This window comes from Sphingobacterium chuzhouense (genome assembly GCF_014692525.1).
Lineage (GTDB): Bacteria > Bacteroidota > Bacteroidia > Sphingobacteriales > Sphingobacteriaceae > Sphingobacterium > Sphingobacterium chuzhouense.
The window spans coordinates 1,311,222-1,334,208 of record NZ_JACNYL010000001.1; the positions used below are offsets into that span (position 1 = coordinate 1,311,222).

The 22,987-nt window shown below is 41.7% G+C and carries 16 protein-coding genes; 2 read left to right on the forward strand and 14 right to left on the reverse strand.

The annotated features are described in order from the left end of the window. Nucleotides 1-7 precede the first annotated feature (7 nt). The 4 genes from H8B21_RS04990 to H8B21_RS05005 all read right to left on the reverse strand — a co-directional run bounded on the left by H8B21_RS04990 (nt 8) and on the right by H8B21_RS05005 (nt 5,291). Nucleotides 8-436 (reverse strand): hypothetical protein, encoded by a 429-nt coding sequence (locus tag H8B21_RS04990; RefSeq protein ID WP_190312654.1) that lies wholly within the window; start codon nt 434-436, stop codon nt 8-10. A gap of 77 nt (nt 437-513) precedes the next feature. Then, nucleotides 514-1,317 (reverse strand): ABC transporter substrate-binding protein, encoded by an 804-nt coding sequence (locus H8B21_RS04995; protein WP_190312655.1) that lies wholly within the window; start codon nt 1,315-1,317, stop codon nt 514-516. Between the two features lie 171 nt (nt 1,318-1,488). Next, on the reverse strand, nt 1,489-2,730 hold the full coding sequence (locus H8B21_RS05000) for a DUF4374 domain-containing protein (RefSeq protein WP_190312656.1): 1,242 nt from the start codon (nt 2,728-2,730) through the stop codon (nt 1,489-1,491). Between the two features lie 44 nt (nt 2,731-2,774). Beyond that, nucleotides 2,775-5,291, reverse strand: coding sequence for a TonB-dependent receptor (locus H8B21_RS05005; protein WP_190312657.1), 2,517 nt, complete (start codon nt 5,289-5,291; stop codon nt 2,775-2,777). A 112-nt stretch (nt 5,292-5,403) separates the two neighbouring features. Here H8B21_RS05005 and H8B21_RS05010 point away from each other — a divergent pair, with 112 nt between their 5' ends. Next, nucleotides 5,404-6,435 (forward strand): helix-turn-helix transcriptional regulator, encoded by a 1,032-nt coding sequence (locus H8B21_RS05010; protein ID WP_190312658.1) that lies wholly within the window; start codon nt 5,404-5,406, stop codon nt 6,433-6,435. Between the two features lie 123 nt (nt 6,436-6,558). Then, nucleotides 6,559-7,599 (forward strand): linear amide C-N hydrolase, encoded by a 1,041-nt coding sequence (locus H8B21_RS05015; protein ID WP_190312659.1) that lies wholly within the window; start codon nt 6,559-6,561, stop codon nt 7,597-7,599. Nucleotides 7,600-7,669: 70 nt separating this feature from the next. Here the strand turns inward: H8B21_RS05015 and H8B21_RS05020 are convergent, their stop codons facing one another. The 10 genes from H8B21_RS05020 to H8B21_RS05065 form a co-directional block, all read right to left on the reverse strand. Next, entirely contained in the window at nt 7,670-8,962 is a 1,293-nt protein-coding gene (locus H8B21_RS05020) for an acetylxylan esterase (RefSeq protein WP_190312660.1), read from the reverse strand. A 139-nt stretch (nt 8,963-9,101) separates the two neighbouring features. Next, nucleotides 9,102-10,388 carry a DUF3748 domain-containing protein gene (locus H8B21_RS05025; protein ID WP_190312661.1) on the reverse strand — a complete coding sequence of 429 codons (1,287 nt, stop codon included), beginning with the start codon at nt 10,386-10,388 and terminating at the stop codon, nt 9,102-9,104. A 278-nt stretch (nt 10,389-10,666) separates the two neighbouring features. Next, nucleotides 10,667-11,842, reverse strand: coding sequence for a sialidase family protein (locus tag H8B21_RS05030; RefSeq protein ID WP_223814841.1), 1,176 nt, complete (start codon nt 11,840-11,842; stop codon nt 10,667-10,669). Between the two features lie 10 nt (nt 11,843-11,852). After that, nucleotides 11,853-13,325 carry a RagB/SusD family nutrient uptake outer membrane protein gene (locus tag H8B21_RS05035; protein WP_190312662.1) on the reverse strand — a complete coding sequence of 491 codons (1,473 nt, stop codon included), beginning with the start codon at nt 13,323-13,325 and terminating at the stop codon, nt 11,853-11,855. Between the two features lie 2 nt (nt 13,326-13,327). Beyond that, on the reverse strand, nt 13,328-16,651 hold the full coding sequence (locus H8B21_RS05040) for a SusC/RagA family TonB-linked outer membrane protein (RefSeq protein ID WP_223814842.1): 3,324 nt from the start codon (nt 16,649-16,651) through the stop codon (nt 13,328-13,330). A gap of 186 nt (nt 16,652-16,837) precedes the next feature. Continuing rightward, nucleotides 16,838-18,022: a FecR family protein gene (locus H8B21_RS05045; protein WP_190312663.1), complete on the reverse strand. Its 1,185-nt coding sequence runs from the start codon at nt 18,020-18,022 to the stop codon at nt 16,838-16,840. Between the two features lie 75 nt (nt 18,023-18,097). Beyond that, complete coding sequence (locus H8B21_RS05050) at nt 18,098-18,661, reverse strand: RNA polymerase sigma-70 factor (RefSeq protein ID WP_223814843.1); 564 nt, start codon at nt 18,659-18,661, stop codon at nt 18,098-18,100. Nucleotides 18,662-18,748: 87 nt separating this feature from the next. Continuing rightward, on the reverse strand, nt 18,749-19,678 hold the full coding sequence (locus H8B21_RS05055; protein ID WP_190312664.1) for a dihydrodipicolinate synthase family protein: 930 nt from the start codon (nt 19,676-19,678) through the stop codon (nt 18,749-18,751). A 9-nt stretch (nt 19,679-19,687) separates the two neighbouring features. Then, the gene (locus tag H8B21_RS05060) at nt 19,688-21,250 is read right to left on the reverse strand and encodes a sodium:solute symporter (RefSeq protein ID WP_190312665.1); all 1,563 of its coding nucleotides are present in this window, start codon (nt 21,248-21,250) and stop codon (nt 19,688-19,690) included. Then, nucleotides 21,247-22,893 (reverse strand): ribulokinase, encoded by a 1,647-nt coding sequence (locus H8B21_RS05065; RefSeq protein WP_190312666.1) that lies wholly within the window; start codon nt 22,891-22,893, stop codon nt 21,247-21,249. Before H8B21_RS05065 ends, H8B21_RS05060 begins: the two co-directional genes overlap by 4 nt. Nucleotides 22,894-22,987: the final 94 nt, after the last annotated feature.

The following is a 22,987-nucleotide window of genomic DNA, read 5'->3' on the forward strand; positions in this document are numbered from 1 at the left end:
TTGAATGCTATCTCCGTCTAAATTCAATTTTTGTTGTGGTGTTGCCCGTTATATTTACCAACGTAAATTTGGCTACCGTTTGAACAAGATTTTCCTGAATATCGTATTCCACGCCAGCAAAGATCATTTTTTTACTCGTAGGCATACTATAAATGTAAGAGCCCGTTTCTCCTGCTCCCTTATATACATATGCATATCCGTTTGATTTGAACTCCATCGTCTCCCCTTCTCCTACCAATACCTCCCGCACAGGATCCTCATCTGCTTTGGAGGTTGTTTTCACCACATCAAACCACTTGTTTGAACGAATAATATTCAAGGCTGTATCGCGACCTATATTATCCACTGTTTCTTTACTACAGGACGATAGTCCTATCAAAATCATTCCAACAAACAGGAACATCCAGTTCCTATATGTCCATGTCCATCCTTTCATACTATAATCTTAAATTATAAAAGGACATGACCAAGTATAATGCCAAATTAGTTGGACATCCGTTAAGCTGCGCCCGACTATTTAATCCCGTACAACTTCTCGCCTATTTCACTTATTTTCTGGTCGACGGAAATCAAGCCGTTGCCAGAAAGATACCAGATCCAGCCGGGCAGAATAAACGCTTTATTGTTTTTATAGGCTTCGGTAGCCTTGACATCTTCGGTGAAGATATCGCTTTCCTCCGGCATAACACCTTTAATACCTGTATTACGATCAAAGATGAACAAGTAATCGGGATTAATGTCCGCTAACTTTGGTGCGGGCGGGCGCTGTTGCCGCTGTCCTTCCTGGGGCGCCGCAGCTGGCTGAGCTGGTTCAGCTGCCGGAACGTAGGCTGGTTTTAAACCCAATACATCATATGCAAAACCAAATCGCGAATTAGGTCCACTCGGATTGAAGCGGCCATTCATATGCATCGCCACAACTGCTTTTTTGGGGTCAGCCTGTGCTTTTGCTTTGACTAAATCCGCTTTTTTATGTAAAGCAGCCAGCTTCTCTTCAGCCAGCTTTTCTTTTCCATGTAACGCGGCAATCGTGCGGACGCTATAATCAAACGATGTCCAGAAATCGTCCGCGTCTGAACCAAAGATAATGGTCGGCGCCACCATTACCAGCGAATCATATTGTTTTCCCTGCCGACCACCCGTGATAATCAGATCCGGTTTCAGCGCTTCTAAAGCTTTAAAATCAGCTTTAACCACTGTGCCTACCTTGTCATATTTAGCATCGTTATATTCACCTAAATAGGCCGGAACAGTATTCGGCACGCCAGCAACCGGAATTCCTAGTTCATGGTATGTCTCCAAAGCGCTCAGATCCATAATAACCACTTTTTTCGGGTTTTTGGGGACCAGGGTTTCGCCTTTGCTGTGTTTGATATTGATTGTTTGCTGCGCGAAAACAAAAGAAATAGTGCAAAAAATCGCAAGCCCCAGGCTTACGATTTTGGTATGAATAGTTGATAATTTCATAAATCTTATTTAGCTATCCGACTATTTCTTTATATAAGTAGCTGCGGCAATCGACTCGGCATTCTTAACTGACAATCCTTTTGTTGCAGCACCTGTAGTAGGATCCAGTACATAAAATCCAGATTCACCCGATGATGTTGTTGTTATCCCTAAGTAAGCCTTTCCACCGTATACAAACGGGAGTTTCATGCATCCTTCAACGATATCGGCTTTAGCGGGCAGACCAGTTACCCAAGTTAATTTCTTAGACTCCATTGCCAGAACAGCATAATTAGTCGCGTTACCACTAGATGCGGTACCTTGCGCAGCTTGATCATTAAAAAACTCGACCAAGTAAATATCATCCTTCAGATTCCAGATTTTACGGAAACGGTATCCTGTTTCCGCTTCGATATCCCAGAAATAATCGGCATCAAAACCGGATGCCCCTGATTTGATTCTTAGCGCACCGGCAGTTTTCAGGCCTTTTTGATTTCCTGCAAATACATAAACATCACCATTTCCCGCCTCAGCAATTTGCGAGTAACGTGCAGATTTAAACTGTCCACCGGATAAAGGTAAACGCGCGTCCGTATAAACGGCCTCAGGCTTCAGGCTGCTAGCTTTTATCTTAGCAACAACCGCATCATTCATGTCCGGATTTTCCAGCGTAAAGTCCAGACCGGTGAAAAAAGATCCATCTCCTGCATCCGCAATGCCAACAATCGTTGCATTTTTCCCTTCATATCCTGTAAAGGCATTTACCGACATATAGGCAAACTTAGGCTCATCCTGTGTTAGTGGTATTAAATTGAATGTCGCTTTCGTCTTATCCGCTGCTCTGTTGCCGCTCATCGCACTATACACGGTGCTGCCTACTTTTCCGGTGGTTATAAATCCATCCTGTAGTTCAAATGCCTGACCAATCCTCACCGCATTACCTGTATTTGGATCGATTGTCACCCGTAAACCAAGGTGAGCCCCACCCTGTCCATATTTTAATCCGACAAGGCTTTCAAAACCATTATGAACATAATGCGAATAGGTTTCATTGATCTCCAATCCTGTACCAACAGGTGTGATAGATTTACTAGCATCGTCCAAAGACTCTACAGGGATAAAATATGTATTTTCTGACGTGCCGGTACCTTTAGCCGTTACGGCTACTAAAAAACGGGCGTTTCCTACATTATCCGGAGTTGGAGAATCGTCACTACTACAGCCGACAGCCAGTGTTGCTGCCAGCGCTAAAACCAATGATTGTTTGATAAATTGCTTTTTCATTGTATTAAATATATAACTGTATAAGTTTTGTGTTAAATATTATTTTATTGATGTCTTTTGATAAAAAAGTAACGTAATTTGACAGCAAAGCTGCGTCCCGGCTTTTGCAGACTAAAATTGTCATACAACATCGCATTTTCCATATTGCGAGATTCAACTGAAATATTGTATTTACCGTTATCCAGGATATAAGTTGCCGAGAAATCACTGTAAAGTTGTTTCGGAATGTAAGGTTTGGTTGCTTTATCACCAAAAGCTTCTGCATTTCTGTATATCTTATCTACAAAATTCAATGTATAATTTAAGTTGAGCGTGTTGCCCTTACCCAGGAAATCATGGAAATAATAAGAGGCATCCGCATTCCAAAAGAAATAAGGTAAATTTGGCATGCGATAATTGTAGTTACCATTTTCTCTATTTTTCGCTTCGTCGGCATACTTTGCCTTATCCCGAATATCCATATAGGTTAACGTAGTACCCAACGTTGCTTTATTTTTGTAATAAACACGTGCTTCAACGTCGGTGCCGAGGCGTGTCACACGCCCATGATTCATTCTCGTATACATTGAATTACCATTAACTTCATCTCCTACACGTGATAATAAGGTCTGGATAAAGTTATAGGTGTCCCGGTAATAACCCGACCAATCTACGTAAAGTGAATAAGCGCTATTCAATTCCTTGTTCAACGTAAATCCGATATTGTAATTATTTGATTCCTCCGGTTTCAGTGCAATATTTCCTGCTTCCAATAGCTCGTCTCCAAACAGTTCCCTGTCATTAGGTAAGCGAAAAGCTTTTTCTACGGATGCCTTTAATTGCAGATCAGGAAGGAAATAGGTTGTTGCTAGACCATAACCTAACTTGCTTACACTCTCTTTGCTACGATAGGCTGTCGCTCCTTCATCGTCAGATTTTGGGCCGGAAGCACGATTTGTATAATGTTTACCGAATACATTGGTAATCCATCGCTTCCGAAATGAGTATCTATATTCCAATCCCATTGTATTCTTGAAACTGGAGCGGCTCATACTATCGGCCGCCGTCGGTAAAGCAGGAAACAAAGCATCTGCTACCTGTTTCAAATCCGGTTTACGGGTGTAATTAGACACTACATCATTGAAGGATACCGAATGGCTGGGATTGATACGATAGCTAATGTTAACGGTGCCGGACTCATTGCTGTTAGCATATTCAGATAGTCCATAACTGGCTTCTCCAAAAGCGTTGCTCTGCCCCCGTAAATCTTTCATCAGCCGGCGCTCTCCCGTCCAGCTATATTTATAAGCAGTTGTATCTACGCTTCCTGCTTTTTGATAGTTATAGTTCCCGGTAACACGCACACTAAGACCATCTACAATCAAATTTCGCTTATCGTAAACGAAAGAAGGCAAAATGGATTTACTGTGTGCTGTACGCTCACCATATACATACCGCATTTCAGCACCATGTTGCACATCTTGGTGTACTTGTCCTAAAGTAAGTCCTAACAACATGCGATCCGCCCACTTTTTACCAACGATACCGACATTAGCCATAATCGTTTCGTTTCTATACGTATCATGAAAACGTCGGAACCAAGCGGAATCTGCCGACCAAGACGAACCTGTTTGCCAAATATCATCGTCTTCTCCGGTAGCTGGATCCCCTTCCGCCGCGAAAATCCGATAATCTGTCTTTACATTATAGTCATTATCGGAATAATTTTGAAATGCATTCAGCTGCAAGGATACGCCAGATTTAAACGTGTGGTTTAAACTTATATTGGACTTATGTGTATTGAATGAACCATAAGAATAGGAAGCATCAACCGTGGTATTCTGTGTACGGTTGGTAACAATATTGATAACGCCCCCCATCGCATCCGCACCGAACTCTATCGGCACAACGCCTTTATAGACTTCAATACGTTCTGCCATATTAACCGGAATATTATTCAGTTGGAATGCGGTTCCCATGCCTTCCATCGGCACGCCATCCATAAATACTTTGATATTACGTCCTGTAAAACCGTTTAGTGTAATATTCATGTCTGAACCGACTCCACCCGACTCCCGAATCTTAACGCCAGAGGCTCTATCCAACAAGTGCGCCAGATCAAGTGTCGAGTTGTAATGCGATTTAGCATCCAATGCGACAACATTAAATGGTGTTTCCCGCACCTCTTGTATCGCCGATTTCCCTGTTACTACGACTTGGTCAATTGTTGTATTCGGATCAACTTTCAGAACAAATCGCTGATGTATATTTTCACCTTGTTTTAAGGAGATAGTTCGCTTCTCTGCAAGAAAACCTATAGATGAGCTGATAATGTCATAGGTTCCAGGAGTAACAACTAATACGTAACGGCCGTCTTTGGCTACTTCTGTACTGTATTCTGTTCCGGGAATATAAACTGTTGCGCCTACCAAAGCTTTTCCCATATGATCTCTCACGTAACCGATAATTTTAGCATTATTGTGATGCTGTGCCAATCCAGGCAATGAAAACAACAAGCAGAAGAGGATCGTATTTGTATAAAAAAGCACACGTTTCGATAGCATATCCGTATAATATTCCATTTATCTGTTCCAATTATTGGTATTTAGATTAATTATAAATAACTTCGCAAAAGTAGTTAGTTCAGATGGTAGGAGATAACGTCAAAAAGGACAAAAAATAGCGAAAAAGGGGATGCATATATTTTCAAGAATTGTGGAGGTCGATCAGGTGCTTTGTGATCTTGACGTTCCCGACACGTATATGGATGATGCCGAAGTAAAGGATTACAGCCGTCATTTTACAGACAGGGAAACAGCCTCCTACGAAATTAAGGCGCTATATGTGCCGGGGTTATTTATCCAAAAAACGGAAGTTCAGACTATTAAGGAAATCACGGACGATTTTCTGACCTCGGGTAAGCATATACGTTTCTTTTTTTATCTAAAAGGTCATTCTTCGGTTAAACGTGGCGCGGGAAACCAGGATTACGAACATGCGGAGGGCATGCTACTACGCAATTACTTGGATAAAAGTGGAGGTGGCAGTTTGGTACACATACCGGGGAATGATGAGATGAAGTATGTGGTCATTAAAATGTCCCGAGAATTTTATATTCAACTCTTAAAAGACGAACAGTGGATTAATAACGACGCTTTCCACCAATATATCCTTGCCGGCGACCCAGAAAACAGACCCAATGAAACTTTATACGTCGATATGCGGACATTACAAATCCTACAAGAGATATTACATTGCGATCATATTCAGCAATACCGCTATCATTTTCTAAAGCTGAAACTTCGAGAACTGTTATTCATCGTACATCAGCTTACACACTTTGGCCCTGCAAACCATAGCGAACCAATTGCTTCCGATGTAGGTATTTTAGAAAAAATACGCGCGTATCTGATTCTTCATTTAGATAAGCCCCCAAGTGTTACCGAGCTCTCCAAAATGTTCATGCTCAATGAAAAGAAGCTCAAGCAGGATTTTAAATCAGTTTATGGTAATACCATTTACGCTTTTGTAATTGACGCGCGTATGAGAAAAGCCAAGAAACTACTCTTTGAAGACCACAACGTGAATGAGCTAGCGATGCTACTGGGTTATCAAAGCGTATCTCATTTTATAAAGGTTTTTAAAACCTATCATGGTTGTACACCTAAAGAAGCCCTTAGTAGGTTTAAAACGCTTACTTCAGCTACACAAAAAGAAAGAGGTTAATATACCTATAATAATTTATTGTAAGGATGTGGTCAAACAAATACACAGTATTGGCGTTAACATCATAGATTACTCACGTTATTCTAACGTTATAATATTGATTAATTTAAATTAGGTTACATTATGAAGTATTTTCTCTATTTTATTCTGGTAGCATTTGTATGTTTTCAACAGGAAACAATGGCATGTACACGGGTAGTGTATAAAGGTCCAAACGGAACGGTTATAACGGCACGCAGTATGGATTGGAAAGACGATATTGCTGCCAATATCTGGGTATTTCCCCGCGGCATAGCAAGAAGTGGAGAAGCTGGCCCGCAATCTTTTACCTGGGTTTCCAAATACGGAAGTGTGATTTCGAGTGCTTGGGATATCGCAACGACGGACGGTTTAAACGAAAAGGGGCTTGTTGCGAATGTATTATGGCTCGTAGAATCCAGCTATCCTAAATTTGACCCTCAAGGTACAAAGAAAGGAATCGCCATTTCGGCTTGGGCACAATATGTCCTAGACAATTTTGCAACCGTGAGTGAGGCGGTAGCAGCGTTAAAAGACGAGCCTTTTGTTGTCGTCAGCGACTACGTTCCCGGCACAACAAAATTTACAACGCTCCACTTGTCCATTTCAGACGCTACAGGTGACAATGCCATTTTTGAATACATAGATGGAAAACTCGTCATCCATCATAATCCTTCCTATACAGTAATGACCAATTCCCCTGTTTTCGAACAGCAACTTGCCCTGAATAATTACTGGCAAGGTATTCCGGGTACCGTTATGTTGCCTGGTACAAACCGGGCAGCCGATAGGTTTGTTAGGGCTTCTTACTATATAAATGCTATTCCGCAGACGGAAGATACGAGGATAGCGGTTGCTAGTGTATTCAGTGTTATCCGAAATTGCTCTGTACCTTTTGGTATTAGCTCAGAAACAGAACCAAATATATCATCAACACGCTGGAGATCTGTTGCAGACCAAAAGAATAAAGTCTATTATTTCGAAACAGTCTTAACCCCAAATACTTTTTGGGTCGACCTGACTAAATTCGATTTGCAAGAAGGAGCTAAAACAATGATGTTGGATTTAAAAGGACATGCAACATTCAGCGGTTTATCAAATAGCTTTTTCAAAGAAGCTAAACCTTTTAAGTTTATGGGGATTTAATCCCAATCTAGTTTCGCTAAACTTATTTTATAGACAGGGCATCTATAAGAGATGCCCTGTTACTTTTTTTCTATTTCCCTACATGTTTTAATATCCATTCCTTAATTTGTTGTTGTTGCTCCGGATAGGTCCAATGTCCGGTCTCTTGTACCAAATACAGTTCTTTTGGTGCATTAATCACATTATAGGCTGAATAATAAGATGTAGGCGGGCAAGTATCGTCATTGTAACCCCAGGTGTAGAATCCGGGGACTTTCAGGTTTCGGGCAAAATTAACAACATCGTAATAGCTTGACACTTTAATTTTTTCATCCGTTACATCCGTTTTGAACATGTGTGGCCATCCACCGGCACGATGGTGCAAATAACCCGTTAAGTCGCTCAACGCCGGATAAAGAGCTACCAAACCTTTTACACGATCATCTAACGAGGCTGTAACAATTGCCAATGCTCCTCCTTGGCTTCCTCCCCATACCAACAAATTGCTTGCATCAAACTGCGGTAAAGAATACAAAAAATCGATTGCCCTCACACAGCCTAAGTATACTTTGTTATAGTAATAGTTATCCCGATTATCAAGATTAAAAAATGGATATCCTCGCAGTGCTCCTCCGCCCAGATCAGTATACAACCCAGCTTCGTATGTGACTGGAATACCATGTATACCGATTTGTAATGTGATGATCCCTTGTTCCGCTAGATCGATAATACCGGCATAAGGACGAACTCCTGCCCCTGGAACCGACAAAACAGCCGGATATTTCCCTTCTTTCTTCGGTTTGGCCAATATACCATACAGACGATTGCCTACCATAGCATTTTGGATATTGACTTGAAATACGTCTACGGTTTCCGTACAGCGTTCCGGCAATAGAGTCAATTTTGCGTCCATCGGGATTTTTGCAGCCTTTTCCTTCGCTGTATTCCAAAACTCCTGAAAGTCATCGGGCAGCTTTTGCGTGGGTTGGATATCCAGTGGCGCGTACCCTGCCGTTGCAATACCACGATACGTATTGCCATCAATCGTCACATTGGCTTCGCAACGTAGAAAGCCCGGATCCGACAATTTTCCTTTTATTATCCCAGAACCGTTTTTTAATTTCAGTTTTCCTTCGTCCGTTGGCTGCATCTTCTCCGGGCCAACGGCATAGCTGATTTCTATATCTGTAAGTGGAACTTGATGTTTCAACACTTGTATTTTGAACATCGCCTCTTGGTTGGGCTCATATGTCCAGTCTGGCTTATCGGGCGAAACAAGCACTTGAATAGGTTGCGTTGATCGCGATTGAGAAAAACTTGCCAGTGAGATAAAAAGACAGCAACATAGCGTTGTTAAAAACCTGATAAAGTTAAATCTGTTCATAATTTGATTTATGTTATTTTTTTGATGGTTCAAGATAAGGAATTATCGAGAAAATTTGAAAACCAGAAAATTTAATAGAGACCTTGCGCACAACGTCCCTACCTTTTAAACATTTTTAACCCTATGAAAGTGAAGCAAATTATAGCACAGCTCGCTTTATCTGTAAATACTCTTCTCCTCCGATCTGCTGATATTGATTATACACCACAAAGCTTCCATCTGGCGAAAAGGAAGGAGTTCCGTTCACCTTAGGATCGTTAGGGCCATTGTGCGTAATCTGGATACATTCGTTGCTATCCATATCATAGACAAATACATTGTTCTCGGCTATAAAAGTGATTTTCTTGTTTTCCTTACAAAGATTAAACGGCGAAGATATAGAAAAGGGATTGTCCGTTACGAAAGAGAACTCTCCACTGTTTACAGCACATCTTATCACTTGGTTATTCCCGTTCTCATCTTTTGCCAAAGCATAGATATATTGCCCATCTTCACTTGAGCGAAGCCAATGTCGGAAATCAGATAGATTAGCTCCGTAGGTTAACCGTCTCTGCCGAATGCCTTTAGGAACTTTTGGGCGCTCTCCCACATTTCCTACGGCACGCATATCCACCTTTATCTTCTCCTCGTCAATATCTACGATAAATATCTCCGTAACTGTCTTCCCCTGTTTATTCAGCACATTTCCCTGAAAGGCAATTGCGTACCGCACTTCCCGGTTATCAGAAGTCCGGTAGCCCTTCCTCCCGATCCAGCACTCGTCAAAGGCTTTATTAATTTCGTCCGATCCGGGACGAGGCTCAGCAACCACATCCGAAACAATTGCTGCATACATCTCCCCGTGGTTATTTCCTGCAACTTCATCTACTTCAATCTTACCGTCATGCGGCAACATCACACCCACCACCCGAAGCTGCGGCTCTACCAACTCATCATTATAAGTAAAACTGAGCATTCCCCCGTCTCCACTCCAACAGTGAGAATGGGTACCTCCTCGCAGAGAACCGGGCGTATAAGGAGTAGTCATATCTCTCGCATCCAAAAAAACTGGGGTCATAGGTTTATCTAAATCTACGGCAACCCCAGTACGGCGTGTTATATCGTACGGTTTTTCCTGATCGGCATTGGGTAACCCATGAATAAAAACGATTCTATTCTGAACCGGACTAAAAGACGCTGCTCCTACCCCCGGACCATATATTGTTTGATCGTTCGTTTGATAAACAATCCGTTCTTCACCTGTTTCTACATTCACCACGCCTATGATAGCGGTTTCACCAATCTTCGTATCATCATTCCTACCGTCAAATACAATCCATTTGCCATCTTTGGAAAACACGCCATTGTGGTGTAAAGTATGGCCCTCTGGTGAAGCCGTCATGTTTACAACAGTTTCATCTTCTGCTACTTTATTTTTAATATCCATACAACTTTCTAAACAATATAGGGAAAAGATTATTACCGTGTACCGTAACAGGTTTCTTATTTGCTTATTTACCTTAACATCCATACCTGTATTTTCAGTTGCTTAGAAGGGGTGCAATGATGGGCTACAAGTTCCTGTCATAACATTTGCTTTAGATCTATAAAAAACAACAATCCTTCGGTTAAGCCAAAATTAGCTATCATTGGTTCTCCCAAAGTCATGCGAGTTGTCAAAGATATCCAATATATTGTCATCGAAACAATGACAAATTGTATCTTCTAATCCAGCAATCTAAATCTTTCAATCCGATGAAAGGTCAGAAAATTGGCATCATGGTTATTTTTGGCGTCCGCTTTTCCATCGAAATAAGCCGTGCGAGAAAGCACGATAATATCCTCCCCTTCAAACGACCAGTCCACATATTGGAAGCCATGGTTGATAACATCTTCGTGCTCCAAAACAACCTTGACATCTTCCCAGTTCTTCAAATCTTTAGATCTACGCAGTACCAATACATTCCGAAAACCCGCCGGATTCCGTTCGGGATACTGTTTACTGTATTGCTCAGGAATCGAGTTGACCAAGGTATAATAATAATCAGATATGGAATCGTATTTGACAACGAATTTCTTACTGCCACCGTCAAATGGGATAAACCCACTTTCAGGATTAAAAGATAGTTTTTTACCCTCCTCGGAAATGCTCACCATGGCAGCTTTTTCCTGATGTGACGTTTTATCATCGACACGCAGGATGTTCCACATCTGTCCGTCCTTACCCACCACAAAATTCCCCTCGAGCCAACCCGTAAAGTTACCATTCAAATAAGTGGAGTCATAGAGCAGGGTGCTACTCGTGGTCCACGATTTAGCATTCATCAGATCGGAGTCTAACGCAACAGACATTACCATAGCGCCATAACGCTTGCCCCAAGCCAGATCGGGACCGTGTGCTGTTTCCATCGGACGCCATAACCTACCATTGTGCTCTATTACGGGCATGGGGGCACAGTGAAACTGTCCAGTCAACAACACACCATTTTCTCTATTCGTAGGTTGAGTCCAGGTCTGTCCGCCATCGGTAGATTTACGGATTAATACGGTTCCGTGATGACGGTCGGGGCCTAGCAAATAAAGCTCTCCTTCGTGAACAAACAAACTACTCCAAAATGCCCCTTTTATTTCAGAAAGAAACCGCCAAACTTTTCCTTTATCGGAAGACGTATAAATTCGTGTCGTAGCCTGCTGCCATTCGGTACTTTTCGGACCGAAAAAATCGTGTGATGCTACGTAATCGCCATTTGGTAAGATTGCCAGACTCGGAGAGCCTATATATCGTTGAGCAGAACTGGGTTCATAACACACAATCTGACCAGGAACTTGTTGAGCTAACAGCAACGTCGGCAGAAAAAAAGAAACCCATAAAAAACAACATACTGCATATACTTTCATCATATTCTATATATTAAAAATTATCATTCTGTTCAATCGCAGAATCTGAATCGATTACCACTTGTGGAATAGGAAAGACGATATGATGCGGTTGCGCTTTCTTCCCTCTTCTCACCGCATCTGAGATAAATTTCCCATGCCTAATCATATCCATTCTTCGGTGTCCTTCATTATAAAACTCATGCCCTCTTTCTAACAGGATCTGGTCTCTCATCGCACTCTGACTAGTCACATCACCACTCGCGAGATCTTCGAGACCGGCACGCTGTCTAACTAAATTAACGTACTGCAAAGCTTCTTGACTCGGAAATTGAAGTTCGTTTAACGCCTCCGCACGCGAAAGGTAAATATCTGCTAATCGAATCTCTGGAATATCGTTGCCATGAGCTGCCCCAATATGATTTTCATCTGGCCAATATTTGAATGATCGAATATTGTCATTACCTGCAAGCACAATCTCTTGATCGGAATTATTGATATACTTTGTAATCATCAGATCCTTTCGTTTATCTCCATTTTCAAAGGTATTATAGAATTCATCATAGATCCGAAATTCGTTCGGCCAATTTAGCCAAGTGCTTCGAAAAACCAAACCTATCTCTGGAGCCGACTTAAAATTATCGGGAAACGACACATTGCTCCAGCTATTTGCCGTAGCTCTATCTGCCGATGGCACTGCTGGTCGGACCCAGATATATTCATTATTCTTTTCACTCTCCACCTTAAAGAGATGCTGATACGTCTCATGAAGGGAATAATTGAAGGAATCCAAAAATTCAGCCGTCCAGTCATCAGTCTTCTGCCACTGCTTGGTATTCAGGTAAAATTTGATTAAGAAGCCCATCGCTGCAGCTTTATGAGCACGGTATCGTTCGGGCTCGTTGCCTGGATTAGGCAATGATTCTACAGCACTCAACAATTCCTTTTCCATAAATTCTTTGATTTCATCTTCGGATGCCTTTGCCAAACTTAACTCTTGTGTAGTAGATGTTCTCAACGGCACCGGTCCGAAGAAAAAGTAGAGCTTATAATAGGAAATTGCCCGTAAGAATTTAGCCTCCGCTTCATACAGCACTTTATCCTCTGCCGATAAATCAGAGCCTTCTAAGCTTTCCAGAACAATATTCGCATTCCGGATACATTGATAAGGTGAATCCCAGTTCTGAATCAGAAAATCCATCGTTGGATCCCAGTTAAAATCCCGATGGTTTTTTATGGTTGCCTCCACATTATCGCCACTCTGGTATAGAATATCTGTAGAGAATTCTTGTGGGCCTAATACATAAATAGAATTATTGCTATTCATATTAGCTGCTTTTGCATATCCTTCATACAATACCGACGTTAGTCCCTCCTTTGTTTTTAGGTAATTTGTTGGAGAAAGCTGAGAAAACACCTCTTCTTCCAGAAAACCTGAACAGGAAAAGAAGCATATTGCAGAGGATAGAATAGCGGTAAAATAAATTTTTCTTATATTCTTTTTCATAACTATAGACTTAAATTGACACCAAACATAAACGTACGGGCAGTAGGATAAGCGTTCCAATCAATACGAGCACCACTACCATTTGGATTTATTGACGGATCGTAGCCTGTATATTTTGTAATCATAGCGAGATTCTGTCCCACCAAAAAGAGATTTACCCCTTTCACATATCTCGTATTTGTTAGCGAAAATGTATACCCAAGCTTCACTGTATTTAGACGGATAAAACTAGCATCCTCTACTGTATAAGAGTTCACTTCTTTCTTTCCTTGCCCGTTCGGGTTAACAAAAGAAGGGTAGACCGTCGAAGGGTTATCTTCCGTCCACCTATTCAGCATAGGTTCCGCCAATCGATTTCTTTTCAGGTTAGCCGGAAAATACGTATCAACTAAGTTATTGTTCAACATATCTACTCCAAACACACCATCCATAAAAATATTCAAGTTAAAGTTCTTATAATCGATATTATTTGTTAGAGAAGCGGTATATTTTGGAAAAGAATTTCCCAATACAACGCGATCGTCTGCATTAACAACACCGTCACCATTGATATCTCGATATTTGAAATCACCCGGACCAACCGGATCGTTAGTTACTGAAAAATCATCTGTAGCTTGCCATATACCATCGATTTGGTAGCCAAAGAAAGAATACATTGGTAGTCCTACCTCAATAATAGAGATATTGGATACACCACCTGCAGAACCCGAATAAATAATTGTATTGGATCCGAGGTCTCTTACCTCGTTCTGCAACCAAGCAAAATTCAGCGTGCTTTCCCATAATACAGCTCCTGTCGTATTCTGCGAGTTCAGCATCAGTTCCACGCCTTTATTCCTCACGGCTCCGACATTTGTCATCATTGTCGAAAATCCTGTTGTCCTTGGTACCGCCAAGTTCAACAACATATCTTTGGTATCTTTGTAAAACCAATCGATACTACCAGATATACGATTTTGCGAGAATCCGAAGTCCAATCCAAAATTCAGTTGTTCCGATGTTTCCCATTTCAAATCTGGGTTTGCTATCCGGCTGGGTGTTGTTGTACTTACTTGAACTTCTCCAATAACAGCTTTCTGTCCGGTAGCATAGGTAGACATCGATTGATAGTTACCTATTTCTTGGTTTCCGGTTCGTCCCCAGCTACTCCTTAGCTTAAGTGTATTAAATATATCCATGTTTTGGATGAACTCCTCTTGATCTAGTTTCCAGCCGAATGCAAACGATGGGAAAATACCAAAACGATTATTTTCTCCAAAGCGGGACGATCCATCAATCCGTAAAGAAGCCGTCAACAAGTATTTATCCATTAAATTATAATTGGCTCTACCTAAATAAGACAATAGGCTATTTCTAGTGCGCGAACTTCCTACGATAAATTTAGTCGGATCGGCCAAACCCATGTTATCGGTCTTAGTTGCATCAGAAGAAAATCCACTACCTTGAGAAGAAGATGATAGGTAATTGAATTGTTGACCTGTAACTCCCAAGATCACATCCAAATCATGTATATCCATTTTCTTTTTATACCCTACCGTAAACTCACTCAAATAACTGGTACGCGAGCCTTCTAAGATGCTTGCAATACCTTCGTTAGACCGCCCTTCAATCGTCTGCCGATCGATATATGTATCTCTTCTTTGGTTCGAAATATCAGCACCGATATTCAATTTTGCAGTAAAATCATTCAAAAAATTAATCTCGCCATACACAGTTCCAAGCGTTCTGTATAGGTTAGACTGAGAAGTCTTACCGTTCGCAATGGCTAAAGGGTTATCAATATTCATATCAGGGGAGAGCATATATCCCCCGTTAGCATCGTACACAGGAAGAGTAGGGTTATAGGCAATTGCCGCATAGATAATACCGGCACGCTCATTTAAATCCATACCGTTCGCCACATAGTTATCCTTTATATAGGAGCTCGTCATGTTGGCTCCAAACTTAAAGTAGGACGCTGTATGCTCTAAATTTAGCCGTGCACTGTAACGCTTATTGTCTGAATTAATCAATAGCCCATCTTGACCATAATAGTTGAGAGAAGTATGATATTTTGTACGTTCGTTACCCCCCGAGAACGATAGGTTATGGTTCTGAACTGGAGCATTTTTATGGTACATCAAACCTAGCCAGTCAGTCGAATTCCCGGTATTTTCAACTCGTTGCTCGGGGGTACCACCACCTGCATCAATAATTCCGTTAATTGCATCACGGTATTGTTCGGTATTTAAGATATTGATATCACGCTGTATATTTTGAACACCGTAATAAACATCATAATCCACTTTTAAACCATCTGATTTTCCTCTCTTAGTCGTAATCAAAACAACTCCATTTGCTCCTCTCGATCCATAAATTGCTGTTGCAGAAGCGTCTTTTAAGACTTCAATCGAGGCGATATCATTGGGATTAATTGCATTTAATGGGTTTCTAGCAGATCGCATTCCTGTAAAGTTAGCACCCGTACCGCTTACGGTCACAGAGTTATCAATAGGGAATCCATCGACAACATATAATGGAGAATTGCCGGCGTTGATGGAACCTGTTCCCCTTACGTTTACAGAAATTCCTCCTCCTGGCTCACCACTGCTTTGAACAACTTGAACCCCCGCTACCTTACCTGCCAATAGTTGTTCAGGCGAGGTATTAACTCCTTTGTTAAAATCTTCCTCCCCTAAACTGCTAACGGCTCCCGTAATATCACTTCGCTTAGCTGTACCATATCCAATGACCACCACATCGTCGATAGCTTCTTCCATAGGTTGCAAAACTACATCTATGCGATTCCGGTTGCGCACTGGTTGCGATTGAGCCGTATAGCCAACAAAAGTATAAGAAAGTGTATCCCCTGGATTGACAGATATGTTGTAAATTCCTTGTGCATCCGTAGAGGTACTGGTTAATCTATTTCTGACCCCGACACTCACGCCCTGCATAGGCTGATTATCCGGAGAGCGTACCGTACCCGAAACCACGTGCTGTTGCACTTCTTTTATTGCCGTTAGCTGATTTTCTGTTTTCGCTCTCGGTATTTCTTTAATGAACACCGTCTTATGCTCCTCATTAAGCACGACGGCGACGGCGATTCCGGCAAAACACTTTTCAATGGCATCTTTGAGAGCCACATCATGTAGATCCAAAGATACTGCACGAACCTTTTTCGACAGATGAGCGTCTGCAACGAAATTATAGCCCGTCTGCTTGGAAAGCTCATAAAACACGGTATTAAGAGGGGTTTTTGTTACTTTTATACTTACCTTTTGAGCAAATGTCATTGCATTTGCCTGAAAAAAAGTCACTATCAAAAGAATAAAGCTAAGCTTCATAATGATTAGTTTTTTTAGAATACAATGTGGTAGACCGCATTGCCATACGGTTGTTTTTTTATACATTTGAATTAGGATTTTTTGACGTTATTGACTCTTTGTTAATTGATCCTTTCTAAGCATTTGCTAGTATGGGAACAGGAGTGCTCGCAACACTTCTGTTCTTCATTAAGGTTTATGTTAGATTTACTCTTGATTCTTTCTCTTCACTATGATCCTCCTTTCATTGTTTTTATCTATAATCTCAAATTGTAGACTATTTGCCATTTCCATGGTCTTTAATAAATGCTTTACATCCCGCGTCCGTAGATAGTTCCCCTGAAACGCAACATCGGTCATATTCCCCATGTATTCCACCTCGAAACCGTACCATCTAGCAAGTTTCTTCATAATGTCTTTTATATTTTCATTATTGAAAATAAAGTACCCTTCTTTCCAAGCCTTCAAATCGGCCACATCAAACTCTTCTACCCTCAATTTAGCTCCTTGTTCACCATTTATCGCCTTTTGTCCGGGCTTCAGTAATACTTCATTGCCTGTTCCTGCAATAGACACCTTTACGGCGCCTTCTATCAATGCCGTTTCGATGATGTCATCATCCTCATAAGCATTTACACTAAACTGTGTACCAAGCACCTCCACTTCCTGATTTCCTGCTTTTACGACAAAGGGTATTCCATTGGACCGAGATGAACTGGATGTTTTTGGAGTCGAATAAGCAGGAACGATTTCAAAATGCGCTTGTCCGATGAGTTCTACCCGTCTTTCTTTTTCTGAAAAACGGACAGGATAACGTAATTGAGAGGCCGAACTAAGGAAAACATGGCTACCATCGGGCAATATAAGTTTATATTGGTGGCCTTTTGGGGTTTCAATAGTGTTATAGGCATCGCTTACTGATACCTTTTCATTTCCATCATCGATAACCGTGTACACAAGCTGTCCATCTACCGTTTGGCTTATGCTGAAATGGTCTTCGGTCACAATTTCTCCGATATTATTCTCTGATATTGTCACCTTCTTACCATCCGCCAATGTCAGGATAACAGCATTGGTCTCAGGCAAAAAATTTGACACAAATTGCTCCTCGTTCATCTTCTCTTCCGAGTTCATCACAAACCAACCTATTCCCAGAAATAACAGCAAACATGCGGCAATGGAAATAGGCAACTTAAATTTTATGACTTTCTTTTCTCGTAAGGCTTGTTGAAGTTTCTCCAAACCCAGTCTGTGTTCTTCAAGCAAATCCGCAGGTTTCAGATCAGATGGGGGTGTTTTGTATTTAAGGTACCAGCTCTCCACAATCGCTTTTTCTTTCGGCGTGGCTGTACCCGAATTATACTTCTCTATTAGTTCTTCCGCTCGTTTCATTGAAGTTTATGCCTGGTTAAAACTATTGCTGTTTATAGGTAAGACACGGAAATACGGGAGAGGGGGTATAAGGTTTTAAAAAAACAACATAAAAATACTCGTTCCCAATTTCACTCTTAGTATTCGAAGTGCATTTCTAACTTGGGTGCGGACAGTTTGGGGACTTATCTCCAATTCGTCTGCTATTTCCTTATGGGATTTTTCCTGAAACCGACTCATTTCAAAAATCAGGCGCATTTGTGGGGGTAGTGAGGCAACTTCCTGCTCTACAAGTTGAATCAATTCCTTTTCCCGTATCTTTTCTTCCACAAGCTCTTGTCCCGAGTCCATAAAACCTTGTAAAGATTGCATATATACATCCTGGACTTTCTTGTTTCGAAAAACGTTGAGTACCCGGCTACGAACAGCCGTATACAAATAAGCGGATAAGCTGGAGGTAATGGTTAGTGTATCTCTGTTCTTCCAAAGATAGATGAACAGCTCATGCACGATATCCCTTACCTCCTCCCTATCTGGCAATCGGCGATATGCATGGCTGTACAACACAGCATGGTATCTGTTATAGATTTGTTCTAATGCCGATTGGTCGCCGGTTTTCAGCAAATCAAAAAGTTCTTTATCTGTAACTGATGCATTCAATAGAATATAAGTTTATAACAAAAATAAATGTATCCGTTTTGATCAAGAAATAAAAATTTTTTCACCTTTTCTTCGTCAGACAAACCCCTACTTAACTGCCAAATTTATCTCATTAGATAAATTCACAAAATCCTGTCGCAACAAATCCAATTGTTTCTTTGTGTCCTCATTCGGCAGTACACTTCCATTTCTACAAGCCAATCCTATATCCAGCCCCCGTTGTTCCAGGATGTATTTTGCACTGGCCGGATAAGTATCATGCATCACATCCATATTGTTTGTAAAAAACTCCTGTACTTTGGCTACGTCTGCTTGCTTTCCCTGATTCGCGTAGTTGTCGCATAGCCATACCACAAGCTCCGGAAAATAGTTCCCTTGAATACAAGACAGGCCAGCAGATCCGGCTTTTAACGATTCTACCGCATGTACCATATAGGCATCGTACAACCCAAAGGTAGGCTCTGCTTCGGTAGCTGCTATTTTCTGACGAACGCTGACGATGTCCAGACAGGTATCTTTATGATACTTTACCCGCCCCGTCTCCACCAGTTCTCCTAACAACGCAGGGGATATAATACGTTTATAAGGCATCGGGCACTCATAAAATCCAACCGGAATGTTTCCCGTCAAGTCTAATAATCGAAGTACATTGCTTCGAAACACTTCTTCCGAATCCTCTTCTTTAGCTAACAGACCAGTAATCAGGATAATTGCCGAAACGCCCGTTTCGTATATCTTCTTTACATTTTCCGCTTGTTCCGCTATGGTGTCACCAAAAGAACCTGTTGCCACAATAGGAACACGTCCGTCAACACGCTGCACGATATAACGTACCGATTCCACCATTTCTTCTACCGATAAATGATACATCTCACTGGACTGGCAGTTGGCAAAAAGCCCTCTTGCTCCGCTCTCCAGATAAAAATCAACTAGCTGTCCCAACACATCATAATCAATGGACAAATCTTCTTTAAACGGCATTAACATGACCGGTACAAATTTTTTATTATTATTCATTTTAAAATATTAATATGTCTTTTCACTTCCACTCCATTTTGTCACCAGCATCCCCACCAAACAGATGGTCAGGGTGCCAATAACAATAATCATATTCGCATGTAACGGATATTTAAGGTGATCCAGGTTAGCAGGCATCAGGTAAGACAACGACATCCACAGAATAGTCAGCACACCAACCGTTACACCAATAATAGCCGCCCGGTTTGTAGCCTTTTTCGAGATGATGCCCAATAAGAAAAGTCCTAACATGCCTCCTGCGAAAATTCCGGACAATGTCCACCAGATATCCAATAAACTCTTCACACCAATCATCGCGATACCGCAGCACATGCCTAATACGCCCACCAATACCGTTGCCGTATATAACACTTTTAGACTCTTGCGCTCTGTACTCTGTTGGTTGATATAGCGCTTGTATATATCCTCCGTGAATACGGTGGCAGAAGCATTCATTCCAGAACTTATCGTACTCATCGCAGCCGATAGGATGGCGGAAACAATCAGCCCTAATAGACCTGTCGGTATCATATTGACCATAAAATGGGGCATAACCTTGTCACCATAATCTTCGGTTGACATCTGCTGTGCCAATGCCGCTACTTCCGAGGCAGATTCTGGCATGCCAAGACGTTCCGCAGCCGCCTGTAATTTCAAACCTTCAATTAATTCCGGATGCTGTTGATAGTACACAAAAAGGCAGGTTCCGATAATGAAGAACAATAAAGAAACGGGCACGTAAATCCATACACAAAGCCATACCGACTTATTAGCTTCCTTTGGTGAGGTGGCTGTATGATAACGTTGCACATAATTTTGATCCATCCCAAAATTGTTTAGGTTCATAAAGAATCCGTACAACAATACCACCCAAAAACTGGAGGAAACAAAATCAAAATTGAAAGTCCCTAAACTAAACTTATCGTTCTTTGTCGCCACAGAAATAATCTCCGGCAAACCACCCGGTATTTCACGTACGACCAAAAAGATGATAATAATAGCACCTAACGTTTTGAGGACACCCTGTACGACCTCGGTCCATATGACGGCTTCTATTCCTCCCATCACAGTATAGATCACAATACAGATCCCTGTTACGACCATGATAGTCACCAATCCGAATCCCGTCAATGCCTGTAGAGTTAAGGATATACCGAAAAAAATCGAACCTATCCGAGCCAATTGTGTCAATAAGAAACATACAACTGCGTATGTCCTGGCCCAGGTGCCAAATCGCTTTTCCAAGTTGGTATACGCTGATACCTCACCCGTACTTCTATAAAAAGGGACAAAATACTTCGTAGCCAACCAAGCAGCGAGCGGCATGGACAAACTAAATACAAAAGCATTCCAATTACCTCCATAAGCCTTGCCTGGAACACCCAAAAAGGTATTGGAACTCAAAAAAGTAGCATAGATGGAAATACCGATTGCCCATCCAGGGATTCGACCGGCCGCTCTGGTAAATTCATCGGCCGACGTATTGCGTCGAGAGAAATATACACCGACCAAAACCATTCCAACCAAATAGATTAGAATAATGCTTAAATCAAATAGGGGTAGGTTTGTCATGATACGAAAAGATTGGTTTTGGTTAAGACTTGATATTTCCGATATCGCTGTTCGTAAATCGCCACCTGTTTGGGTATAGGCGAAAAGGTACGGACCACATCTGCAGCGAGTTGTTTCTGTGCTTCAACAACATCCGGGTAGATCCCTGCAGCCACCGACGCAAAAATAACCGCTCCTAATGCACATGTTTGATCGTTATCCACAACATCTATCGGCATATTCAATATATCTGCCAGAACCTGTATGACGTAGGGGGATCTCGTCGCGACTCCTCCTGTCGCCAACACTCGCTCAATCGGCGTATTACTTTCTTTGAAACGTTCCATAATAGCTTTGGAACCGAAAGCAGTAGCTTCTACCAATGCTTTGAAGATATGAGCTGCCGTTGTGGATAAGCTAAACCCATGTGCAGAAGCCAGCACCGTAAAATCTGCGTCGGGGGTACGTCTTCCGTTATGATAATCGGTGAAAATCAAATCGTTTTCTGTTAACGGAAGCAGCTCCGCAGACTGCGAAAGGTGGCTCAACAGTTTCTCGTTCAAAAGGTTCTTTTGTTCTCTTGACAAGGTATCCGCCAAAACAGATACCGTTGGTTCCAATAATAATTTTTTGAACCAATGGTATATATCGCCAAAAGCAGACTGTCCTGCTTCAAAACCTACCGTACCGGGTACGATGGAACCATCCACTTGACCGCAGATTCCCTGTATTAATGGAATATCCGCTTGTTTGGGCAAGGTATACATATCACAAGTAGAAGTACCGATTACCTTGACAAACGTGGATGGTTTAATTCCGGCACCCACCGCACCATGGTGTGCATCAATTCCTCCCACCGCAATTAAGGTATCCTCGGAAAATCCAAACTTGTTCACAAAATACGGAGAAATGCTCCCTAACACCTCGTTAGAGGTAAACGTCTCCCGATACATTTTATTCACCAGATGATAAAAAGTAGGATCTAAAGAGCAAAGAAATTCAGCAGATGGAAGCCCGCCATGCTCTTCTGCCCACATCGCTTTATGGCCCGCGGCACAGCGGTTTCGTTTAACATTCTCCAACCGATCAGCACCTGCCAGATAAGCCGGAATCCAGTCAGATTGTTCCATCCAGCTATACGCGCATTCGAGTACCCGTTTATTGCGACGATTCGTGTACAATATTTTAGACCAAAACCACTCGGAAGAATAAATCCCCCCGCTGTATGCCGTAAAATCAACTGGCCATTTCTTTGCCAACGCATTGATTTCCTCCGCTTCCCTCACCGCAGTATGGTCTTTCCACAGGATAAACATCGCGTGGGGATTATCTTGAAATTCTTCTTGCAAAGGCAAAGGTTTGCCACTTTTATCCACTGCTACTGGTGTAGAGCCTGTGGTATTGGTTCCTATGGCGGTGATACGCTTACGGTCATCTCCGGTAAGATTCGCTAAAAGTTCCGTAAAAACTTCATCGATAGATTCTATGTAATCTAAAGGATGTTGACGATATTGATCTTTTGCAGGATCACAATACAAACCTTGCTCCCAGCGCTTGAAATAAGAAACAGATTTAGAGAGAATTTCTCCAGTATGTGGGTTTGCTAGTATTCCTCTCGCGGAATCGGTACCAAAATCCATTCCTATAACCAAATTATTATTCATCGTCTAATTTTTTATTTACGCACTGCACTATCCCCCCTTAACTTTTGATGTCGCATCCGGATGTTTTACAACTGTACAATCTCATCCTTAGTAC